17 protein-coding genes and 2 tRNA genes are annotated in these 17441 nt (G+C 61.8%); 10 read left to right on the top strand and 9 right to left on the bottom strand.

The genetic code is table 11. The features are described 5' to 3' along the window. Positions 1–25 precede the first annotated feature (25 nt). From AB4074_RS05210 to AB4074_RS05175, 8 genes are all read left to right on the top strand, one after another. Entirely contained in the window at positions 26–628 is a 603-nt protein-coding gene (locus AB4074_RS05210) for a DNA-3-methyladenine glycosylase I (protein WP_441412405.1), read from the top strand. Between the two features lie 308 nt (positions 629–936). Beyond that, positions 937–1299 carry an ArsR/SmtB family transcription factor gene (locus AB4074_RS05205; protein WP_441412404.1) on the top strand — a complete coding sequence of 121 codons (363 nt, stop codon included), beginning with the start codon at positions 937–939 and terminating at the stop codon, positions 1297–1299. After that, complete coding sequence (locus AB4074_RS05200) at positions 1296–2333, top strand: cation diffusion facilitator family transporter (RefSeq protein WP_441412403.1); 1038 nt, start codon at positions 1296–1298, stop codon at positions 2331–2333. The genes AB4074_RS05205 and AB4074_RS05200 overlap by 4 nt, the downstream gene beginning before the upstream one ends. A 141-nt stretch (positions 2334–2474) precedes the next feature. Further along, on the top strand, positions 2475–3830 hold the full coding sequence (locus AB4074_RS05195; RefSeq protein WP_441412402.1) for an FtsW/RodA/SpoVE family cell cycle protein: 1356 nt from the start codon (positions 2475–2477) through the stop codon (positions 3828–3830). 212 nt (positions 3831–4042) lie between these two features. Beyond that, the gene (locus AB4074_RS05190; protein ID WP_441412401.1) at positions 4043–4309 is read left to right on the top strand and encodes a hypothetical protein; all 267 of its coding nucleotides are present in this window, start codon (positions 4043–4045) and stop codon (positions 4307–4309) included. A gap of 299 nt (positions 4310–4608) precedes the next feature. Continuing rightward, the gene (locus AB4074_RS05185; RefSeq protein ID WP_441412460.1) at positions 4609–4971 is read left to right on the top strand and encodes a DUF3800 domain-containing protein; all 363 of its coding nucleotides are present in this window, start codon (positions 4609–4611) and stop codon (positions 4969–4971) included. A gap of 896 nt (positions 4972–5867) precedes the next feature. Beyond that, positions 5868–6272, top strand: a complete 405-nt coding sequence (locus AB4074_RS05180) for an ArsR/SmtB family transcription factor (protein WP_441412400.1) — start codon at positions 5868–5870, stop codon at positions 6270–6272. After that, positions 6247–6717 carry an SRPBCC family protein gene (locus tag AB4074_RS05175; protein ID WP_441412399.1) on the top strand — a complete coding sequence of 157 codons (471 nt, stop codon included), beginning with the start codon at positions 6247–6249 and terminating at the stop codon, positions 6715–6717. The genes AB4074_RS05180 and AB4074_RS05175 overlap by 26 nt, the downstream gene beginning before the upstream one ends. Before the next feature lie 15 nt (positions 6718–6732). Here the strand turns inward: AB4074_RS05175 and AB4074_RS05170 are convergent, their stop codons facing one another. Together AB4074_RS05170 and AB4074_RS05165 are read right to left on the bottom strand one after the other, a co-directional pair. Then, complete coding sequence (locus AB4074_RS05170; RefSeq protein ID WP_441412398.1) at positions 6733–7602, bottom strand: rhomboid family intramembrane serine protease; 870 nt, start codon at positions 7600–7602, stop codon at positions 6733–6735. A 21-nt stretch (positions 7603–7623) separates the two neighbouring features. Beyond that, a complete protein-coding gene (locus tag AB4074_RS05165) occupies positions 7624–8166 on the bottom strand; it encodes a peptidylprolyl isomerase (protein ID WP_234752982.1) in 543 nt (180 codons plus the stop codon). A gap of 153 nt (positions 8167–8319) precedes the next feature. On the opposite strand from AB4074_RS05165, the gene AB4074_RS05160 reads away from it, so the two are divergent. Further along, a complete protein-coding gene (locus AB4074_RS05160) occupies positions 8320–9300 on the top strand; it encodes a hypothetical protein (RefSeq protein ID WP_441412397.1) in 981 nt (326 codons plus the stop codon). A 124-nt stretch (positions 9301–9424) separates the two neighbouring features. Next, positions 9425–10309, top strand: a complete 885-nt coding sequence (locus AB4074_RS05155) for a glycosyltransferase (RefSeq protein WP_441412396.1) — start codon at positions 9425–9427, stop codon at positions 10307–10309. Positions 10310–10324: 15 nt separating this feature from the next. Here the strand turns inward: AB4074_RS05155 and AB4074_RS05150 are convergent, their stop codons facing one another. The 7 genes from AB4074_RS05150 to gyrB form a co-directional block, all read right to left on the bottom strand. Beyond that, positions 10325–11233 (bottom strand): DMT family transporter, encoded by a 909-nt coding sequence (locus AB4074_RS05150; protein WP_441412395.1) that lies wholly within the window; start codon positions 11231–11233, stop codon positions 10325–10327. A gap of 67 nt (positions 11234–11300) precedes the next feature. Further along, a tRNA-Ala gene (locus AB4074_RS05145) sits at positions 11301–11376 on the bottom strand. 72 nt (positions 11377–11448) lie between these two features. Further along, entirely contained in the window at positions 11449–11565 is a 117-nt protein-coding gene (locus AB4074_RS05140; protein ID WP_437771966.1) for a DLW-39 family protein, read from the bottom strand. A 57-nt stretch (positions 11566–11622) separates the two neighbouring features. Continuing rightward, positions 11623–11696, bottom strand: a tRNA-Ile gene (locus AB4074_RS05135). Positions 11697–11809: 113 nt separating this feature from the next. Further along, positions 11810–12505 (bottom strand): DUF3566 domain-containing protein, encoded by a 696-nt coding sequence (locus AB4074_RS05130; protein ID WP_441412394.1) that lies wholly within the window; start codon positions 12503–12505, stop codon positions 11810–11812. Further along, positions 12502–15237: a DNA gyrase subunit A gene (gyrA, locus tag AB4074_RS05125; protein ID WP_404498703.1), complete on the bottom strand. Its 2736-nt coding sequence runs from the start codon at positions 15235–15237 to the stop codon at positions 12502–12504. The genes AB4074_RS05130 and gyrA overlap by 4 nt, the downstream gene beginning before the upstream one ends. A 63-nt stretch (positions 15238–15300) precedes the next feature. After that, entirely contained in the window at positions 15301–17376 is a 2076-nt protein-coding gene (gene gyrB / locus AB4074_RS05120; RefSeq protein ID WP_441412393.1) for a DNA topoisomerase (ATP-hydrolyzing) subunit B, read from the bottom strand. Positions 17377–17441 lie beyond the last annotated feature (65 nt).

Here is a 17441-nt window from a genome sequence, read left to right as displayed (position 1 = left end):
CCCGGCTCCCTGTGGAGGAACACCTATGAACCCGCCCGAGAACGGCACCATCATTGGCCACGACGGCCTTGCGCGTCCGCCGTGGGCATCCGTTGACCCGTTCATGCGCGAGTACTACGACCACGAGTGGGGCATGCCCGTCCGGGACGAACGGGGCTTGTATGAGCGCATCAGCCTCGAGGGATTCCAAGCGGGCCTGTCCTGGGCCACCATCTTGCGCAAGCGGGAGGCATTCCGGTCCGCTTTCCTGGACTTCCACCCTGAAAGCGTCGCGGCTTTCACGGAGGCGGACGTCGAACGGCTGATGCAGGATTCGGGAATCGTGCGCAACCGCCTTAAGATCCGTGCGGCCATCACCACCGCCAAGGCCACCATCGCCTTGCGGAGCGAGGGCGGGTTGGTGGACTTCGTGTGGTCGTTCCAACCGGAGTCGACGCCGGAACCGCGTACGTTTGCCGACGTCGCTACCCAATCGCCGGAGTCAATTGCTCTGTCCAAGGCCCTGCGTAAGAAGGGCTTCGCTTTCGTTGGCCCCACCACCATGTATGCGCTGATGGAGGCGATCGGGATGATCGATACGCATCTTCTTGACAGCCACCGTCGGGGCAGCTCCGGAGTTTGGCTCTGATACCCACCCGCTTTCCACAGAAGTGCGTAACTTTATCCACAGCTGTGGACAATTCATGTGGACATCCATGTACATGAAGCCAGGATCCCCGACATTCAGGTGAAAACCGGGCCCTCACGCCTTGGACCTGTGGTTTTACCCAGTGTGCACAAGGCTGTGGATAGTGTCCGCGGGTTCACTGAGAGTTCACTCCCGAGGTATTGAGAACTTCATTCTGGCCTGGCTGATCGCTGCGCCTCATCGACCTCTGGTTCGCCATCCCGGGCCCTCGATGTGGGTTTCGTCGGGATCTGTGAAAGAATCTGCGTATGAATGCAGATAATAGTTCTTGCTCGCTGGGCGTCGACAGCCAATACGTTGAATTGGCTGTCGAAGTGTTCGCGATGCTGGCTGACGCCACGAGGGTCCGGATAATCCTCGCGCTCCGGAACGGCGAAATGGCCGTCGGAGCGCTGGCGGACCTCGTCGGGAAGTCCCCCGCTGCAGTGTCGCAGCACCTTGCCAAAATGCGCTTGGCGAGAATGGTTTCCACGCGACAGGACGGAACCAGGGTCATGTACCGCCTCGAGAACGAGCATGCCCGCCAGTTGGTCGCGGATGCAATATTCCAAGCAGAACACGCCTTGGGCGGTACTCCTGCACACCACCGCGCAGAACAGGAATCGGCATGAGCGGTCACCAGCAAGTTGGTCATCACGAGGACCACGTGCACGTGCACGACCATGACCATGACCATGACCATGACGGACACTCCCACGAGCACCACAAGGGGCTCAAGGGGTGGCTGTATGAGCTTTTCGTCCCGCACACCCACGATGCCGCCGATTCAATCGACGACGCGCTTGAGTCCAGTACACAGGGCGTCCGGGCACTGAAGATCAGTCTTTTCATACTCCTTGGAACCACCGTCCTGCAGTTCCTGGTGGTCCTCATCAGCGGCTCCGTCGCATTGCTGGCCGACACCATCCACAACTTCTCGGACGCACTCACCGCAGTGCCACTGTGGATTGCATTCATTCTGGGACGTCGTGCGGCAACTCGACGCTACAACTATGGATACGGACGGGCGGAGGACCTTGCCGGACTGTTCATTGTCGGCGTGGTCGCGCTTTCGGCAGTGGTCGCCGCGTGGCAATCCATCGATCGCCTGTTCCATCCGCAACCCCTGCACAATCTGTGGTGGGTACTTGCGGCCGGACTCATCGGCTTTGCGGGCAATGAAATTGTGGCCGTTTACAGGATCAGGGTCGGCCGGCAGATCGGCTCCGCTGCGCTCGTCGCCGACGGCGTGCACGCGCGCATCGACGGATTCACCTCCCTCGCTGTGGTGCTTGGCGCCGGCGGCGTCATGCTCGGCTTCCCCTTGGCGGACCCGATTGTCGGCATGATGATTTCGGCGGCCATCATCGTCCTGCTCTGGGGCACGGTACGCAGCATCGGACGACGCCTGATGGACGGCATAGAACCCGAACTGCTCGACAGCGCCCAGGAAGCGTTGGAAACGACACCGGGCGTCCTCTCCGCGCCGAAGCTGCAACTGCGTTGGGTCGGCCACCGCCTCCAGGGCGCCGTGACGATCGTCGTCGCCAACACGCCGCTGTCTGCGGTGGAAGAAACTGTCGGGGAGGCCAGGCATCGGCTTGGGCACGCGCTCCCCAAGCTCGACGACATGGTGATACAGACCGTTACGGAAGCTGGCCGCTGATCGACCGGATCCTGTTCCCAACCGCCGCCCAGCCGCTGCGGCTATGATGGCCCACTGAACCTTATGTTGAGCCACTAACCTGACCTTGAGCCACAGAACCGGACCCGCCAGGCCGTCCGGAATCCACGAAAGAAGATGCCCATGAGCCAGCAAGCGATTCTGGCGAAGCCTCGCCGAAACGTGGAGATGGTGCTGTTGGTGCTGGCACTTGGCGTCGGCATTGGTGCCCTTGCAATGACCAGCGTGGACAAGAAGGAAGCCCTCGACGTTGGATTCTGGCTTCAGGCGGGTACCTTGACGGCGCTGGCCGGGATCTTCCACGTTGTCCTGCGGTTCAAGGCAAGGTATGCGGATCCGGTGATCCTCCCGATTGTGGTGGCCTTGAACGGCCTCGGCATCGCCATGATCAAACGCTTGGATGCGTCAAACGGTACGACTGCCGGGGCCAATCAGCTCACATGGACGATCGTCTCGGTCCTGGTCGCGGCCGCCGTTTTGTGGCTTTTGAAAGACCACCGGCTTTTGCGCCGGTACACCTTCATTGCACTTGCGGTCAGCGCCGCCCTCCTTATCCTTCCCCTCGTGCCAGGCATTTCGGCCGGCGATATCAACGGCGCGAATGTCTGGATACGCCTCGGTTCACTGCAGTTCCAGCCCGGCGAAATCGTGAAGATTACGCTGGCCGTCTTCTTCGCAGGCTACTTGTCCTCCAACCGGGACTTGATCCTGCTGGCCGGCAGGAAATTCGGACGCCTCCAGTTCCCCAGGATCAAGGACACCGGGCCGATGATCACTGCCTGGGCCGCGAGCGTGGGCGTACTGGTCTTCCAGCACGATCTCGGCATGTCGATCCTGCTGTTCGGACTGTTCATCGTGATGATCTACGTTGCCACGAGCCGGGCCAGCTGGCTCGTCCTCGGGGTCGTGCTCATGCTTTTGGGCGGATACGCGGCAGCAAAGATCTTTTCCCATGTCGGCTTGCGCATTGACGCCTGGATTAATGCCTTCGACCCCCAGGTCTTCACCCGCTTCCCCGGAGGTAGCGCCCAGATTGTCCAGGGGCTCTTCGGAATGGCCGACGGCGGCCTGATCGGCAAAGGCCTAGGGCTCGGAAGCCCGGACCTGGTGCCTTTCGCGAACAGCGACATGATCATCGCTTCCCTCGGTGAAGAACTCGGCCTGATCGGGCTGTTCGCGATCGTTCTCCTTTACTTGCTGCTTTTCACGAGGGGATTCCGGGCCGCACTGGGCATTCGGGATGCTTTTGGGAAGCTCCTTGCCTGCGGGCTGGCATTCTCCATGGCCCTCCAGTGCTTCATCATTATCGGCGGCGTCACCCGCCTTATTCCCCTCACGGGGCTGACGACGCCGTTCCTCTCCGCGGGCGGGTCCTCCCTCCTTGCCAACTGGATCATCGTCGCCCTGCTGTTGCGGATCAGTGACGCAGCCCGCAGGCCCCAAACAGTTGCTTCCCAGACGGAACACGTTCCGGTCTGACGCCGGTCCGCGATTCGGGCTGCCAGGCGTGCGTGCCTCGGCGAGCGTTTCGGGATCGGCTTGAAAGCGGTGGCATGATCTGGGAATGGTATTTATAGTCGACGAGGCCCTCGGCGTCCTCGACCGTGCTCACGTCGATCTCGGCCCCGGCCTCTCAGGGACCCAGCTGGCCGGCGTCGTGGGGTGAGCGACCGCCGTCGCGGACCACCGCAGTGGCGGTTGCAAAGCAGAAATTTGCGGACGTCCCCGTGCTCGTCCCGTTTTTCGTGCACCGGTTTCTACCCGCAAGCCCGGCGGCCAGCGGAAGTCCCGTATTTTCCGTCTACCAAACCGACGTCATCTACTACGGCAACAACCTGGGGGACTATTGCACCGTCGAGTTCCTCGGCCAACCCGGTCGCTCCACCGAGCAGCCTAGGATTCGTATCGAATTCTGGTCCGACTTGGCCGACGGCGGCGACTTCACGATGCTGTGGTGACTCGGCTTGTGGGGACGGGTCCGTCTGTGCCGAAATTGTGAGCCGGGGGTTTCGTCTGGGAGGCTCCACCCAAAAGCGACTACGGCTGGCGCGCGGCCTTGGTTTCGTCCGGCGTGGATGATCGTCTGATCCCGACACCACGGTAACTTTAAACGCATGTCTGGTTCCATGTCGCGATTGATCTACATGGACGATTCCGGTGACCCGAAGTTTGGGTGGATCGTCTACGGATGGGTTGAATGCGCCCCTGCGGAATGGCGGCATGCTCTGCGCGAGTGGCTGGAGCTTCGTAAACGGCTCTGGCGGGACTACGGCGTCCCGCCAGGACAGGAGCTTCACGCCACCCAGTACGCGCGGTCTACACCCGTCTCATCAACCAGTGGAACCATGACCACGCTCAGGACGGAACTTTCGTGTTCGTCAGCATGGATGGTGACGGATCCGCGCAAAGCTATTTCAAGGCCCACCGGTCCTTGCCGTTGGACACCCGTCACGTGATTGAAGACCCGATGTTCCACGACTCCGAACGTTCCCAATGGACGCAGATGGCCGACTTGGTCGCATACGCGGCCTACATGCACGTTGACCAACTTCCAAGAAACAAATTCGCGTGGGGCTGGTACCAGGACTTTCTCTCGGAAAGTCCTCCGGAGCTGATCTAACCTCTTAAACAGCTATGCCCGCCAATCCGCGGAAGCGGGGCGGGCTTGCCCATAAAGCATAACACTACCCAGGTGTAACCCGTCATCATGGCGCAGGTACACCACCGCATGGTCGCTGCGACCTTCCCATTGCGCTGGCGTTGTGGAAAGCGGTGGGGCTAGTACTCGTCCGCTCTTCTATTGGTGTCGGCGGCACCGCCGTATCGTTTGGCCTCGTGCGGCGGCGGCCGCGAGCGATGGATGAACAATAGATTCCCGTAACAGATTTCATTGGCGCCTTTCCACGCCTCGTCCCAGCCACGCGCCGCTACGCAAGACAGAGCGATCAAAATCCGCTTCCCACAACCGCTGCCGCACGTCGCGCCGTAGTTACACACTTAACAACAGGCAGCTACCCACAAGTTATCCACAGTTGGGGAAAAGCTGTGCCCACAGAGTGGAAAACTCCCAGAACGGCGGGCCTCAAGGTGCAGGCAAAACACAGAACTACAGTGTTGTGAGTTATTAACAATGTTGATAACTCTGTTGATACTGCGCTCTTCCGGCTGCCAGGGGTGAGGTTGTCCACACGCACCCGGAAAACGCACTCCTTATCCACATACCCACAGGCGTGTGGGCAAAAGTTATCCACACGTGTGGACGTTAATCCCCAGAGAAAAGCGCAGCCCCTGCCATCTCGCCCCGTAGAGTCCATTCATCATCGAACTACACCCTTGTAAGTTACGCACATTGTGGATAACCCCTGTGGAAAACCTATCCAAGGGGTCTTGACGTACTCAGTGCACAGTTTTAAGCCGGCATTATTCAATGATCTAGTTGATAAACCACTTGCTTGAGTACTGCGGAAGACTCGGATGTCCGCAACGCTTGAGCCTGGAGCCGGGCAGGGGAGACGCATGCCGGACACGATGGGTACAGCGGTGCTGGATCCGGAAGACCAGCTCAACAGGGCGTTCATGGCCCTCGCCGATCCTGTCCGGCGCAAGATCCTAGCACGGTTGGCCCTGGGCGATGCCACTGTCAATGAGATCGCCCAGCCCTTCACAGTCACCCTCCAAGCCATCTCCAAGCATCTACAAGTGCTCGAGGGCGCGGGGCTCATCACGAGGAGCAGGGAAGCGCAGCGCCGTCCCTGCCACTTGAACACCGCGGCGCTGGGTCCCTTGGCCGAGTGGATCGAGAACTACCGTCTTCAGGCCGAGGAACGTTTCGCCCGGCTGGACGAAATATTGGCCAGCACAACCCAAAAGGACAATCCGGAAGAGGAGAAGGACAATGAGCACCAACACAACAACCATTGATGTCGCGGCGGGCACGCCGTTCATCGACACGAGCCGCGACTTCGACGCCGCACCGGAGCACGTGTTCCAGGCATTCACGGACCCCGAACTCGTCGTCAGATGGTTGGGTCCGCGTCGCCTGGAAATGCGCCTGGAATCCTACGACGCGCGGACGGGCGGCAGCTACCGCTATACGCATGTGGACGGCCAGGGCAACGAGTTCGGTTTCCGCGGGGTCTTCCACGAGGTCCAGGAGCCATTGCGGATCATCCAGACCTTCGAATTCGATGGCGCCCCTGGGCAAGTCACGTTGGACACCACCAGGTTTGAAGACCTCGGAGGCCGCACACGCGTGGTGCAGCGTTCCGTGTTTCCCTCCGTAGAGGCCCGGGACATGGCAGTAGCCAGCGGCATGGATGCGGGCATCAAAGAGTCGATGGACCGCTTGGAGGAGCTCCTGGGGTAAAGAGCTAAGGAGCTGTTAGCCCGCCGTGGCCCGAAGGACGGTGGCCAGGACCAGGACTCCGGCCACCAGGGCCATCCCGGCGGTCTGCAACAGCGCCTGGCGCGGTCCACGCGGAGCAAAGGCAATCACGGCGGCACACAAGCCTCCCGTAACAAGGCCGCCCAAGTGGGCCTGCCAGGCAATGCCGGGGATAACGAAGCCAATCACGCCGTTGATGGCAATAAGGATCCACAGCTGCCGGGTGTCTCCGCCGCGCCGGCTTTGAACTACCAACAGTGCGCCAAAGAGGCCGAAGATCGCGCCGGACGCGCCTTCCACTCCAGTGGGAGGCAAAACAGGCGTCAGAAGCAGGAAACCGACAGAGCCGCCAATGGCGGACAACAGGTAAACGGCCAAAAAGCGGATGCGCCCCAGGACGGGCTCCAGCACCTGGCCGAAAATCCAGAGCATGTACATGTTGAGCACGATGTGCAGCACAAAACCCTGTGAGTGGACAAAAGCGCTGGTCAGCATCCGCCAGGGTTCGAAGGCCCCGTATTGCGGAGCGGCGTAGACGGACGCGAAAGCGAGTTGATTCTCCACGACATCGCCGGGAATCAGCCATTGCAGCACGTACACCAGGGCACACAGCCCGATGAGTATGTACGTCGCCAGAGGCCGTCCGGCCGCGACGGCGCCGCCATAGGCGGAACGCGCCGCCGGCGTCGAACGCTTCATTTCATTAACGCAGTCAATGCATTGGAACCCGACGGCGGCCGCCCGCTGGCACTCGGGGCATGCAGGACGCCCGCAACGCTGGCACCGCACATAGGAGGGCCTGTCCGGGTGCCTGGGGCACACCGGAATGTCTGCTGACGGCTCTGCCGCCGGGATTCCGTAACTCATATGCTGTTCAGGCTCCGCGGATCAGAGCTGGACGATGTCAATGCTGTTGATGACGACGTCTTCAACAGGACGGTCGCCCATGCCGGTGCGGACAGCCTCGATGGCGTCTACAACCTTCTTGGACTCTTCGTCAGCAACCTCACCGAAGATGGAGTGCTTGCCGAAAAGCCAGTCGGTGTTGACGGTGGTGATGAAGAACTGGGAACCGTTGGTGCCCTTGCCCATCTGGACGCCGGCGTTGGCCATGGCCAGCTTGTAAGGGGCGTTGAAGTTGAGTTCCGGGTGGATCTCGTCGTCGAACTTGTAGCCCGGTCCGCCGATGCCGCGACCGAGGGGATCGCCGCCCTGGATCATGAAGTCTTTGATGATGCGGTGGAAAATGGTCCCGTCGTACAGCGGGGTACCGGTCTTGTCTTCACCGGTCTCCGGGTGCGTCCAGGACTTTTCGCCTGTGGCCAGGCCAACGAAGTTGGCGACCGTCTTGGGCGCGTGGTTGCCGAAGAGGTCAACCACGATGTCACCGAGGCTCGTGTGGAAAGTTGCTTTTGCGGTTGCGATGGTCATGTCGCCATTGTTTCACGCAGGGTCAACGCCGGGGCGGCCAGGAAGGCGGTTCCGCGCTAGGTGAAATCTTCCATGAATCCGCTGGATGAATAGCCGGTGCCGACCAAGCGACGTAGGCTAACAACAAACGAGCATGTTGATCGGGAGGTAGTTGTGAAGAAATCGGACCGGATTGCCCGCGAACTTGAACACACCGTCGCGAATGGTGTCGAAAATGCCAAGGACTGGGCGACACCGCGCGTCGAAGCAGCTGTGAACTGGGCGGTTCCCCGCATCCAGCACGGAATCGACACCGCTTCGCCGAAGCTTCAGGAAGGCCTGAAGTCGGCTGCGTACAACCTCGCCGACGGCGTTGCAACCGTCACGCCGAAGCTCCAGGAAGGCTTGGCGAACCTCGCACCGAAGATCCACGACGTCGTCGAGGACGCCTCGCCCAAGATCCAGGAAGCCCTTAACAAAGCCACCCCGGCGCTCAGCCACGCCCGGGACAAAGTTGTTGAGGAGTACCTGCCCAAGCTCTCAGAGCAGCTCGGGCAAGCCTCCGTGGTGGTCCACCAAGCCCTTGAGAATGCGCCCGCGCAGGTGGACGCCGTCGCCCAGAAGCTGGTGGACTCGGGAGTGGTTCACAATCTGCAGGAACAAGCGCAAGCCACAGGGGCCCAGCTGAAAGCCGCTGCCGGGGAAGCATCAAAAACAGTCTCGAAAGAACTCGCCAAGACCCGCAAGCCCAAAAAGCGGGGTTTTCTGATCTTCACGATTGTGGCAGCAGCTGCCGCGGCCGGCGTCGCCGCGTGGAAGGCCAGCCGCCCGGTGGAGGACCCGTGGAAGACCCCGGTTCCGGTTACGCCATCACCTGTCCCGGCCGCAGCGGCAGCCGAGAAAGTTGCCGACAAGGCCAACGAGGCCGCCACTAAGGTAGCTGACACGGTTGACGACGTGAAACTCAACGTAGCTGACAAAGCCGAAATCGTAGCCGAGAAGGCAAAGCACGTTGTCGACGACGCTACGGACACCGCAGCCAAGGTGGCAACCGACGCCAAGACCGCGGTTAAGAACATCGCCGCCAGCCTCCACAAGGACGAAGCGGCCAAGGACCAGGCAGCCACGGACGAAGCCGGCAAGCACGAGGCCTAGGCGAAGGCCATATTCGCTCCGCGCGTTGAAGGGATTCCGGTTCGCCGGGGTCCCTTCAATTGTTTGGCCACTTGTCACCGGAGGCTTCCTCTGGGAACACCGCCCTGATGTTAGATTTATGGAGATGCCAACCGATAGATATTTCGTAGATGCAGCCACCAACGCAGCCGTCGCACCCGTGAAGCCGAGCGTTTCAATCATCATCCCGGCGTACAACGAGGAAAGCGTCATACGGCAATGCCTCATCGCGGCCATTTACCAGTCAGTACCTGCGGACGAGATCATCGTCGTGGACAACAGGTCCACAGACCGCACTGCGCAGATCGTGCAGCAGATGCAGCAGGAATACCCGGAGAGCCCCATCATCCTGCTGAGCCAGGACGAGGCGCAGGGACTGATCCCCACCCGCAACTTTGGCCTCAATAGCGCCACCTCGGATATCCTCGGCCGGATCGATGCCGACTCCGTTGTGGAACCCGATTGGGTTGAGCAGGTGCAAAAGGCTTTCGCCGATCCCTCCGTGCAGGCGGCAACGGGTCCGGTGGTCTACTATGACATGCCCATGCGTCGATTCGGACTCAAGGCCGACGACAAAATGCGCCAGCTCATGCTTCGGCTTGCGAAGCACCAGTACCACTTCCTTTTTGGATCAAACATGGCCCTTCGCCGTTCCGCCTGGGAAACCATCCGCGGGGAAACCTGCCTGGATGAGAGGGACGAGATGCATGAGGACATCGATCTTTCCCTGCATCTTGCCGACCACGACCTGAGGGTGCAGTACTGGCCGCAGATGGTGTCGGGCATGTCTGCGCGCAGGCTCGAGGATTCACCGCGCGACTACCGCTATTATGTGACCCGCTTTGACCGGACCTACAAGGCCCACAACGTCAAGAAGATGGCCCTAAAGGCCCCCATGGTGGTGTTCTTCTCCGTCTACTTCCCGGCCAAGCTGCTCCGGGCCATCCACACGGCCAATGCAGGCCAGGGCGTCCGCCGCGGCGGCCTGTAGCCGCGTGAATACAGCTCAGTCAGCACCGAGTTCGGCGATCTTGCCGTCAACATCGTCTTTGCCGCGCCGCTGACCAGCGACGACGACGGCGAGTCCGACCAGGATCAAGGCGAGTCCTGCGTAAGTACCGGCCGGCAAGGTCTCGTGCAGGAAGACCGCAGCGAGCAGGGCTGCGCCCGGAATCTCCAGCAGGATGATCATGGACACCAGCAGCGGGCTCATGGTCGCCAGGAGATGGTTGAACGCGGTGTGGCCCACTAGTTGCGCGCACACGGTGATGGCCACGATCCCCAGCCAGCCGCCGGCGTCGAACCCTACAAGAGGCTGGCCGCCCGTGAGGGCCAGCACGGCGACGATGGCCGCGCAGAGCCCGTAGCAAAGCGTCGTGTACGTTCCAATGCCCATGCTCTGGCGGGCTTTGCCTCCGGCCAAGGTATACAGGCCGGCCAGCGCGCCTCCGGCGAGGGCCAGGATGTCACCAAGGAGGGCTTTCGGGGAAGTTCCCATATCGAAGCCCGTGATGGCCGCGACGCCGCCCAGCGCGATACCCAGGCCCACCAGGACCGGCCAGCGATGCTTGGTGCCGCGGAGGAGCTGGAAAACGGCGATCCATGCTGATTGCAAGCAGACCAAGGCGGTGGCGGCAGCGACTGACGTGAGCTGGAGCGCGGTGATGAAGCAGGCGAAGTGGAAAGCCAGTGCCACTGCTGCAACAGCAGACCAGGTGAACTCCTTGCGGGTGATCTTGCGGAACTGGCGCGGTTCACGGATCAGGACCGGCGAGGCCATCACGACGGCGGCGATTGCGTTGCGCCAGAAGGCGATGGCCAGTGCGGTGACGGAAGTAGCTCCAAGCGTTCCGGCGATGAGGGGTCCGGAAGATGCGACGCCGAGCACACCCAAAGCAGCAACAATGAAGTTCACATTTCAACCTTAGTGGGGCGGTTTAACGCAAAGAGTCCCGGTCATTTCTGACCGGGACTCTTTCTTATGGTGGAGGCACGGGGACTCGAACCCCGAACCCCCTGCTTGCAAAGCAGGTGCGCTACCAATTGCGCCATGCCCCCATAAGAAGCAACCCATCCATACTACCTTAGTTCCTTCGATGGTTTTCACCATCTCCAGACTGGGCGCCTTCGCTAGTCAACCGTGTCGGTTGCCTTGCTCCAGACCGTTTTCCGGGCTTCGGTTTCCTGCACTTTTTTGTAGAGCAGGACGCCTGCGATTGCAGCTGCGACTACGAGCAACTTCTTCACACGCACCCCGTTCCGGTTCAGTTTCCCGAACCTTTAGCAAAACCTGTGCAGGTTCCGTGGGCGTACCAGGACTTGAACCTGGGACCTCTTCGTTATCAGCGAAGCGCTCTAACCGCCTGAGCTATACGCCCCGATACCTCTTCGGGCCGAGACATGACTTTACAGCACATCCCGGCCCGATCTCAAATCGAGGTATTTTCACCACTGTTTTTCAGCAGTTTCCCTCAATTTCCGACCGTTTGGGTTAGTCGTCGGTGAGGGTCACGCCAATGCCTCCCACGAGTGTTGCAGCAATGTTATAAAGCACGGCGCTGAGCATGGACAGGGCGGTCAACAGCACAACATTCACCACCGCAATGATGGTGGCGAAGGACGCCACCTGTCCGAGCGATGCCACCTTCTTGAGTTCGAAGCCACCGCTTTCCGAACCTGCCAGGGTGCCCAGAAGGCTGTCCACCTGGTTGAAAATGCCGGTGAGGTCCAGGACGGTCCAAAGCACGATTGCGGCAATCACAGTCACGATGCCCAAGGCAACGGACAGCAGGAACGCCATCTTCAGGACAGACCACGGATCAACCTTGCTGACGAGCAGCCGGGCGCGGCGAACCTTCGCCTTGGGTGCCGGCTTCACAAGCCCCGGAGCCCCTGGGGCGGGCCGCGGCTGGCCCTGCACCGGCCTCTGGCCGGGCGCTGCGGGACGCTGACCCGCCGGGCGCTGCGTTCCTGCGGGACGCTGGCCTGGGACGGCGGGGCGCTGGCCGGGAACAGCCGGGCGCTGACCCGGGACCCTCTCCGCGCCAGTTCCTGCCGCACCCGAAGCGGATGCCACAGGGCGCTGCTGGGGACGGGCCGGTGCGTCTACCCGCGGAGTAGCCGACGGCTGCCGCAATCCTCCAGGGACACCCGTACTCGGCTTGGGATATGAGTCCGAATTGCTCACTCGTTACCTCCGGTGTTGTCTTCGTTCAGCTCGACGCCGGACCCATTACCGGATCCCGCGGCCGATCCCGATTCGGCCGTCGCGGTCGCCTGATCGGCGCCGCCGTTTGCAGCCAACGTTACGTCATCGTCCGCCTCGGACGTTCCTCCGGCGGGATTTTCGACACTATTGACGCTTGAGGCGTCGTCTGTGCCCTCGCCCTGATCGTCGTCGGACTCCTCGAGGCCGCGTTCGCTGTTGCGGGCCACCTCGATGATGCGGTCGTTCTTGTCAGGCTTCGCGAAGATGACGCCCATGGTGTCACGGCCCTTGGCAGGAACACCGGCCACGGCGGAGCGGACAATCTTGCCACCCTCCATGACCACCAGGACTTCGTCTTCTTCGTTGACGATCAACGCACCGACAAGGTCGCCTCGCTCTTCCTGCAGCTTGGCCACCTTGATGCCCAGGCCGCCACGGCCCTGGAGCCGGTATTCCTCGACGGCGGTGCGCTTGGCGTATCCGCCTTCGGTCACCACGAACACGAACGAGCCGTCCTGGACGACGTCGGCCGCGAGGAGTTCGTCGTCTTCGCGGAACTTCATGCCGGTCACACCCGAGGTGGCGCGCCCCATGGGACGCAGTGCCTCGTCGGTGGCCGTGAAGCGGATCGACTGGCCCTTGCGGGAAACCAGGAGAAGATCGTCGGTTTCGGACACAAGCTGCGCCGAGACAAGCTCGTCCTCATCCCGAAGGTTGATGGCGATGACGCCGGCGGTGCGGTTGGTGTCGTAGTCTTCCAGGCGCGTCTTCTTCACAAGGCCGTTCTTGGTGGCGAGCACCAAGTACGGGGCCTGCTCGTAGTCGCGCAAGTCCAGGACCTGGGCGATGTGCTCGTCCGGCTGGAAGGCCAACAGGTTTGCCACGTGCTGTCCCTTGGCGTCACGGCCGGCCTCGGCAAGCTCGTACGCCTTGGCCCGGTACACGCGGCCCAAGTTGGTGAAGAACAGCAACCAGTGGTGCGTTGTTGTGACGAAGAAGTGCTCCACGACGTCGTCGCCGCGAAGCTGGGCACCCTTGACGCCCTTGCCGCCGCGCTGCTGCGAACGATAGTTGTCGCTGCGGGTGCGCTTGACGTATCCGCCGCGGGTGATGGTGACCACCACTTCTTCCTCGGGGATGAGGTCTTCCATGGACATGTCACCGTCGAAGCCCATAAGGATATGGGTCCGGCGGTCATCACCATGCTTGGCCACGATCTCAGCCAGTTCCTGGCTGATGATGTCGCGCTGGCGCTGCTCGGAGGCCAGGATCGAGTTGAACTCGGTGATCATGGCTTCCAGCTCGGAGTGCCTGTCCTGGATCTTCTGCCGTTCCAACGCGGCAAGGCGGCGGAGCTGCATGTCGAGGATGGCGCGGGCCTGGAGCTCGTCGATGTCCAGGAGCCCCATGAGGCCGTCGCGGGCAGCCTCGGTGGTGTTGGAGGCCCGAATGAGCGCAATAACCTCGTCCAGCATGTCCAGGGCCTTGAGAAGTGCGCGCAGGATGTGCGCCTCTTCCTCGGCCTTGCGCAGGCGGTAGCGGGTCCGCCGGACGATGACGCTCACCTGGTGGGCGACCCAGTGCCGGATGAAGGCGTCCAGGCTCAGGGTGCGGGGTACGCCGTCGACGATCGCCAACATGTTGGCACCGAAATTGTCCTGCAGCTGGGTGTGCTTGTAGAGGTTGTTGAGGACCACCTTGGCCACGGCGTCGCGCTTGAGCACGATCACCAGCCGCTGTCCGGTGCGGCCGGACGTCTCGTCGCGGAGGTCCGCGATGCCCTGGATCTTGCCGTCCTTGACCAGTTCGGCGATCTTGATCGCCAGGTTGTCCGGGTTTGCCTGGTACGGAAGTTCGGTGACCACCAGGCATGTGCGCCCCTGGAGTTCCTCGACGTTCACTACGGCGCGCATGGTGATGGAGCCGCGGCCCGTCCGGTACGCGTCCTCGATGCCCTTGTGGCCGAGGATGGTGGCACCGGTCGGGAAGTCCGGACCCTTGATGCGCACTAGCAACGCCTCAAGCAGCTCTTCACGGCTCGCCGTCGGGTTGGCCAGATACCACTGCACGCCATCGGCGACTTCGCGAAGGTTGTGCGGCGGGATGTTGGTGGCCATGCCGACGGCAATGCCGGAGGAACCGTTGACCAGCAGGTTGGGGAAACGCGCCGGCAGGATGGTGGGTTCCTGGTTCTTGCCGTCGTAGTTGTCCTGGAAGTCGACAGTTTCCTCGTCGATGTCGCGGACCATTTCCATGGCCAGCTGGGCCATCTTGGTTTCGGTATATCGCGGAGCCGCGGCGCCGTCGTTGCCCGGAGAACCGAAGTTACCCTGGCCCAGCGCAAGCGGATAGCGCATCGTCCAGTCCTGGATGAGGCGGACCAGGGCATCGTAGATCGCGGTGTCACCGTGCGGGTGGTACTGGCCCATGACCTCGCCCACCACGCGGGCACATTTGTTGAAGGAACGGTCCGGGCGGTAGCCGCCGTCGAACATCGCGTAGAGCACTCGGCGGTGGACGGGCTTCAGGCCGTCACGGACGTCCGGAAGCGCACGGCCGACGATAACGGCCATGGCATAGTCCAAGTAGGAACGCTGCATTTCCGTCTGCAGGTCCACCTGGTCTACGCGGTCTGTCAGCACATCGCCCTCAAGCACGGGTTCCGGAATGCCGGCCGACTCGGCGGGAACCTCGGGTGTTTCTTCACTCATAGTTTATGATTTCCGTTTCAGGTATATGTCAGTACTGGAATATTCCTAGGGGCTTTGAAGTCTCTAGATATCCAGGAACCTGACGTCCTTGGCGTTCTGCTGAATGAAGTTCCGGCGCGATTCCACGTCCTCACCCATCAGTACGGAGAAGGTCTGGTCCGCCGCCAGGGCATCATCCATGGTGACTTGCAGCAGCGTGCGGTGGTCCGGGTCCATGGTGGTGTCCCAGAGCTCGGTGTAGTCCATTTCGCCGAGGCCCTTGTAGCGCTGGATGCCGTTGTCCTTCGGGATGCGACGGCCGGCGGCTTGGCCGGAGACCAGCTTGGCGTCACGTTCACGGTCGCTGTACACGTAGTCGTGAGGGGCGTTCGACCACTTGATGCGGTACAGCGGCGGCTGGGCCAGGTAGACAAAGCCGTTCTCGATCAGCGGACGCATGTAGCGGAACAGCAGCGTCATCAGCAGCGTGGTGATGTGCTGGCCGTCCACGTCGGCATCGGCCATGAGGACGATCTTGTGGTATCGCAGCTTGGAGATGTCGAAGTCCTCGCCAATGCCCGTGCCGAAGGCCGTGATCATGGACTGGACTTCATTGTTGCCGAGGGCCTTGTCCAGCCGTGCGCGCTCCACGTTCAGGATCTTGCCGCGCAATGGCAGGATGGCCTGGGTCTCGGGGTTACGGCCACGCTTGGCCGAACCACCGGCGGAGTCACCCTCCACGAGGTAGACCTCGCAGCGCGCGGGATCCTTCGAGGAGCAGTCGGACAGCTTGCCCGGCATGCCGAAGGATTCCAGGGGGCTCTTGCGACGTGCGTTGTCACGTGCCTTTCGGGCGGCCATACGGGCTTGGGCCGCCTGGACAGCCTTGCGGATGACGTCGCGGGCCGGGCCCGGGTTTCGTTCCAACCAGTCGCCAAGCTGGTCGGTAACGACCCGTTGGACGAAGCCCTTGACCTCGGAGTTGCCCAGTTTGGTCTTGGTCTGGCCCTCGAACTGGGGTTCGGACAACTTCACGGAGATGACGGCCGTGAGGCCCTCCCGGATGTCGTCACCAGTGAGATTGTCTTCCTTTTCCTTGATGATCGTCTTCTCGCGCGCGTAGCGGTTGATGAGCGACGTCATCGCGGCGCGGAAACCTTCTTCGTGCGTGCCGCCCTCGTGCGTGTTGATGGTGTTGGCGTAAGTGTGCACGCTCTCGGAATAGGCCGTGGTCCACTGCATCGCGACCTCGACGGCGATGTGCCGCTCGGTGTCTTCGGTTTCGAAGGCGATGACGTCCTCGTGGACGACGTCCACCTTCTTGTTCGAGTTCAGGTGCTTCACGTAGTCGAGCAGACCGTCGTCGTACTGGTAAACCACCGTGCGGTGTTCTGCCGCCACTTCGCCGTCGGTGGCAACCGCGTCAAGATCCAAGTCATCGTCGGCTGCTCCCGCGACGGGACGCTCGTCCGTGAGGGTGATGCGCAGGCCCTTGTTGAGGAAGGCCATCTGCTGGAATCGCGCGCGGAGGGTTTCGAAATCGAAATCGGTGCTTTCGAAGATGGTGCCGTCCGGGTAGAACGTCTGGGACGTTCCGGTCTGGTCCGTTTGTTCGCCCTGGACGAGTCCGCCCTGTGGCTTGCCGCCGTCGGCGAAGGTCATCCGCCAAACGTGGCCCTGGCGACGCACCTCGGTGTCGACCCTGCGCGAAAGCGCGTTGACAACGGAAATACCCACTCCGTGAAGTCCACCGGAGACCGCATAGCCGCTGCCGCCGAACTTGCCGCCGGCGTGCAGGATGGTCATGACAACTTCGACTGTCGGCTTCTTCTCGGTGGGGTGCATGTCCACCGGGATGCCACGGCCATCGTCCACGACCTTGACGCCGCCGTCGGCCTGGAGAGTCACTTCAATGTGGCTGCAGTACCCGGCAAGGGCCTCGTCCACCGAGTTGTCAACCACTTCGTACACCAAGTGGTGGAGGCCGCGCGGGCCTGTGGATCCGATGTACATACCCGGGCGCTTGCGCACCGCTTCGAGACCTTCAAGAACGGTAATGTCACTCGCACCGTACTCCTTCGACCCCGAGGGGGTGTCAGGCTTATGGGCGTTCTCCTTCGCGGGATCTACTGCCAAGGTCTCTGCATTGTCGTTAGCCACAGGCGCTTTCGACTCCTCCGTGTTCGATGGTCGCCGGCCGTCACCGCACCAAGGAAGCACGTCCG

The organism is Arthrobacter sp. 2MCAF14, assembly GCF_052115645.1.
In the GTDB taxonomy this organism is placed as follows: domain Bacteria; phylum Actinomycetota; class Actinomycetes; order Actinomycetales; family Micrococcaceae; genus Arthrobacter.
Note: the sequence above shows the minus strand (reverse complement) of the source record. Positions and strands in the feature narration are given on the sequence as shown.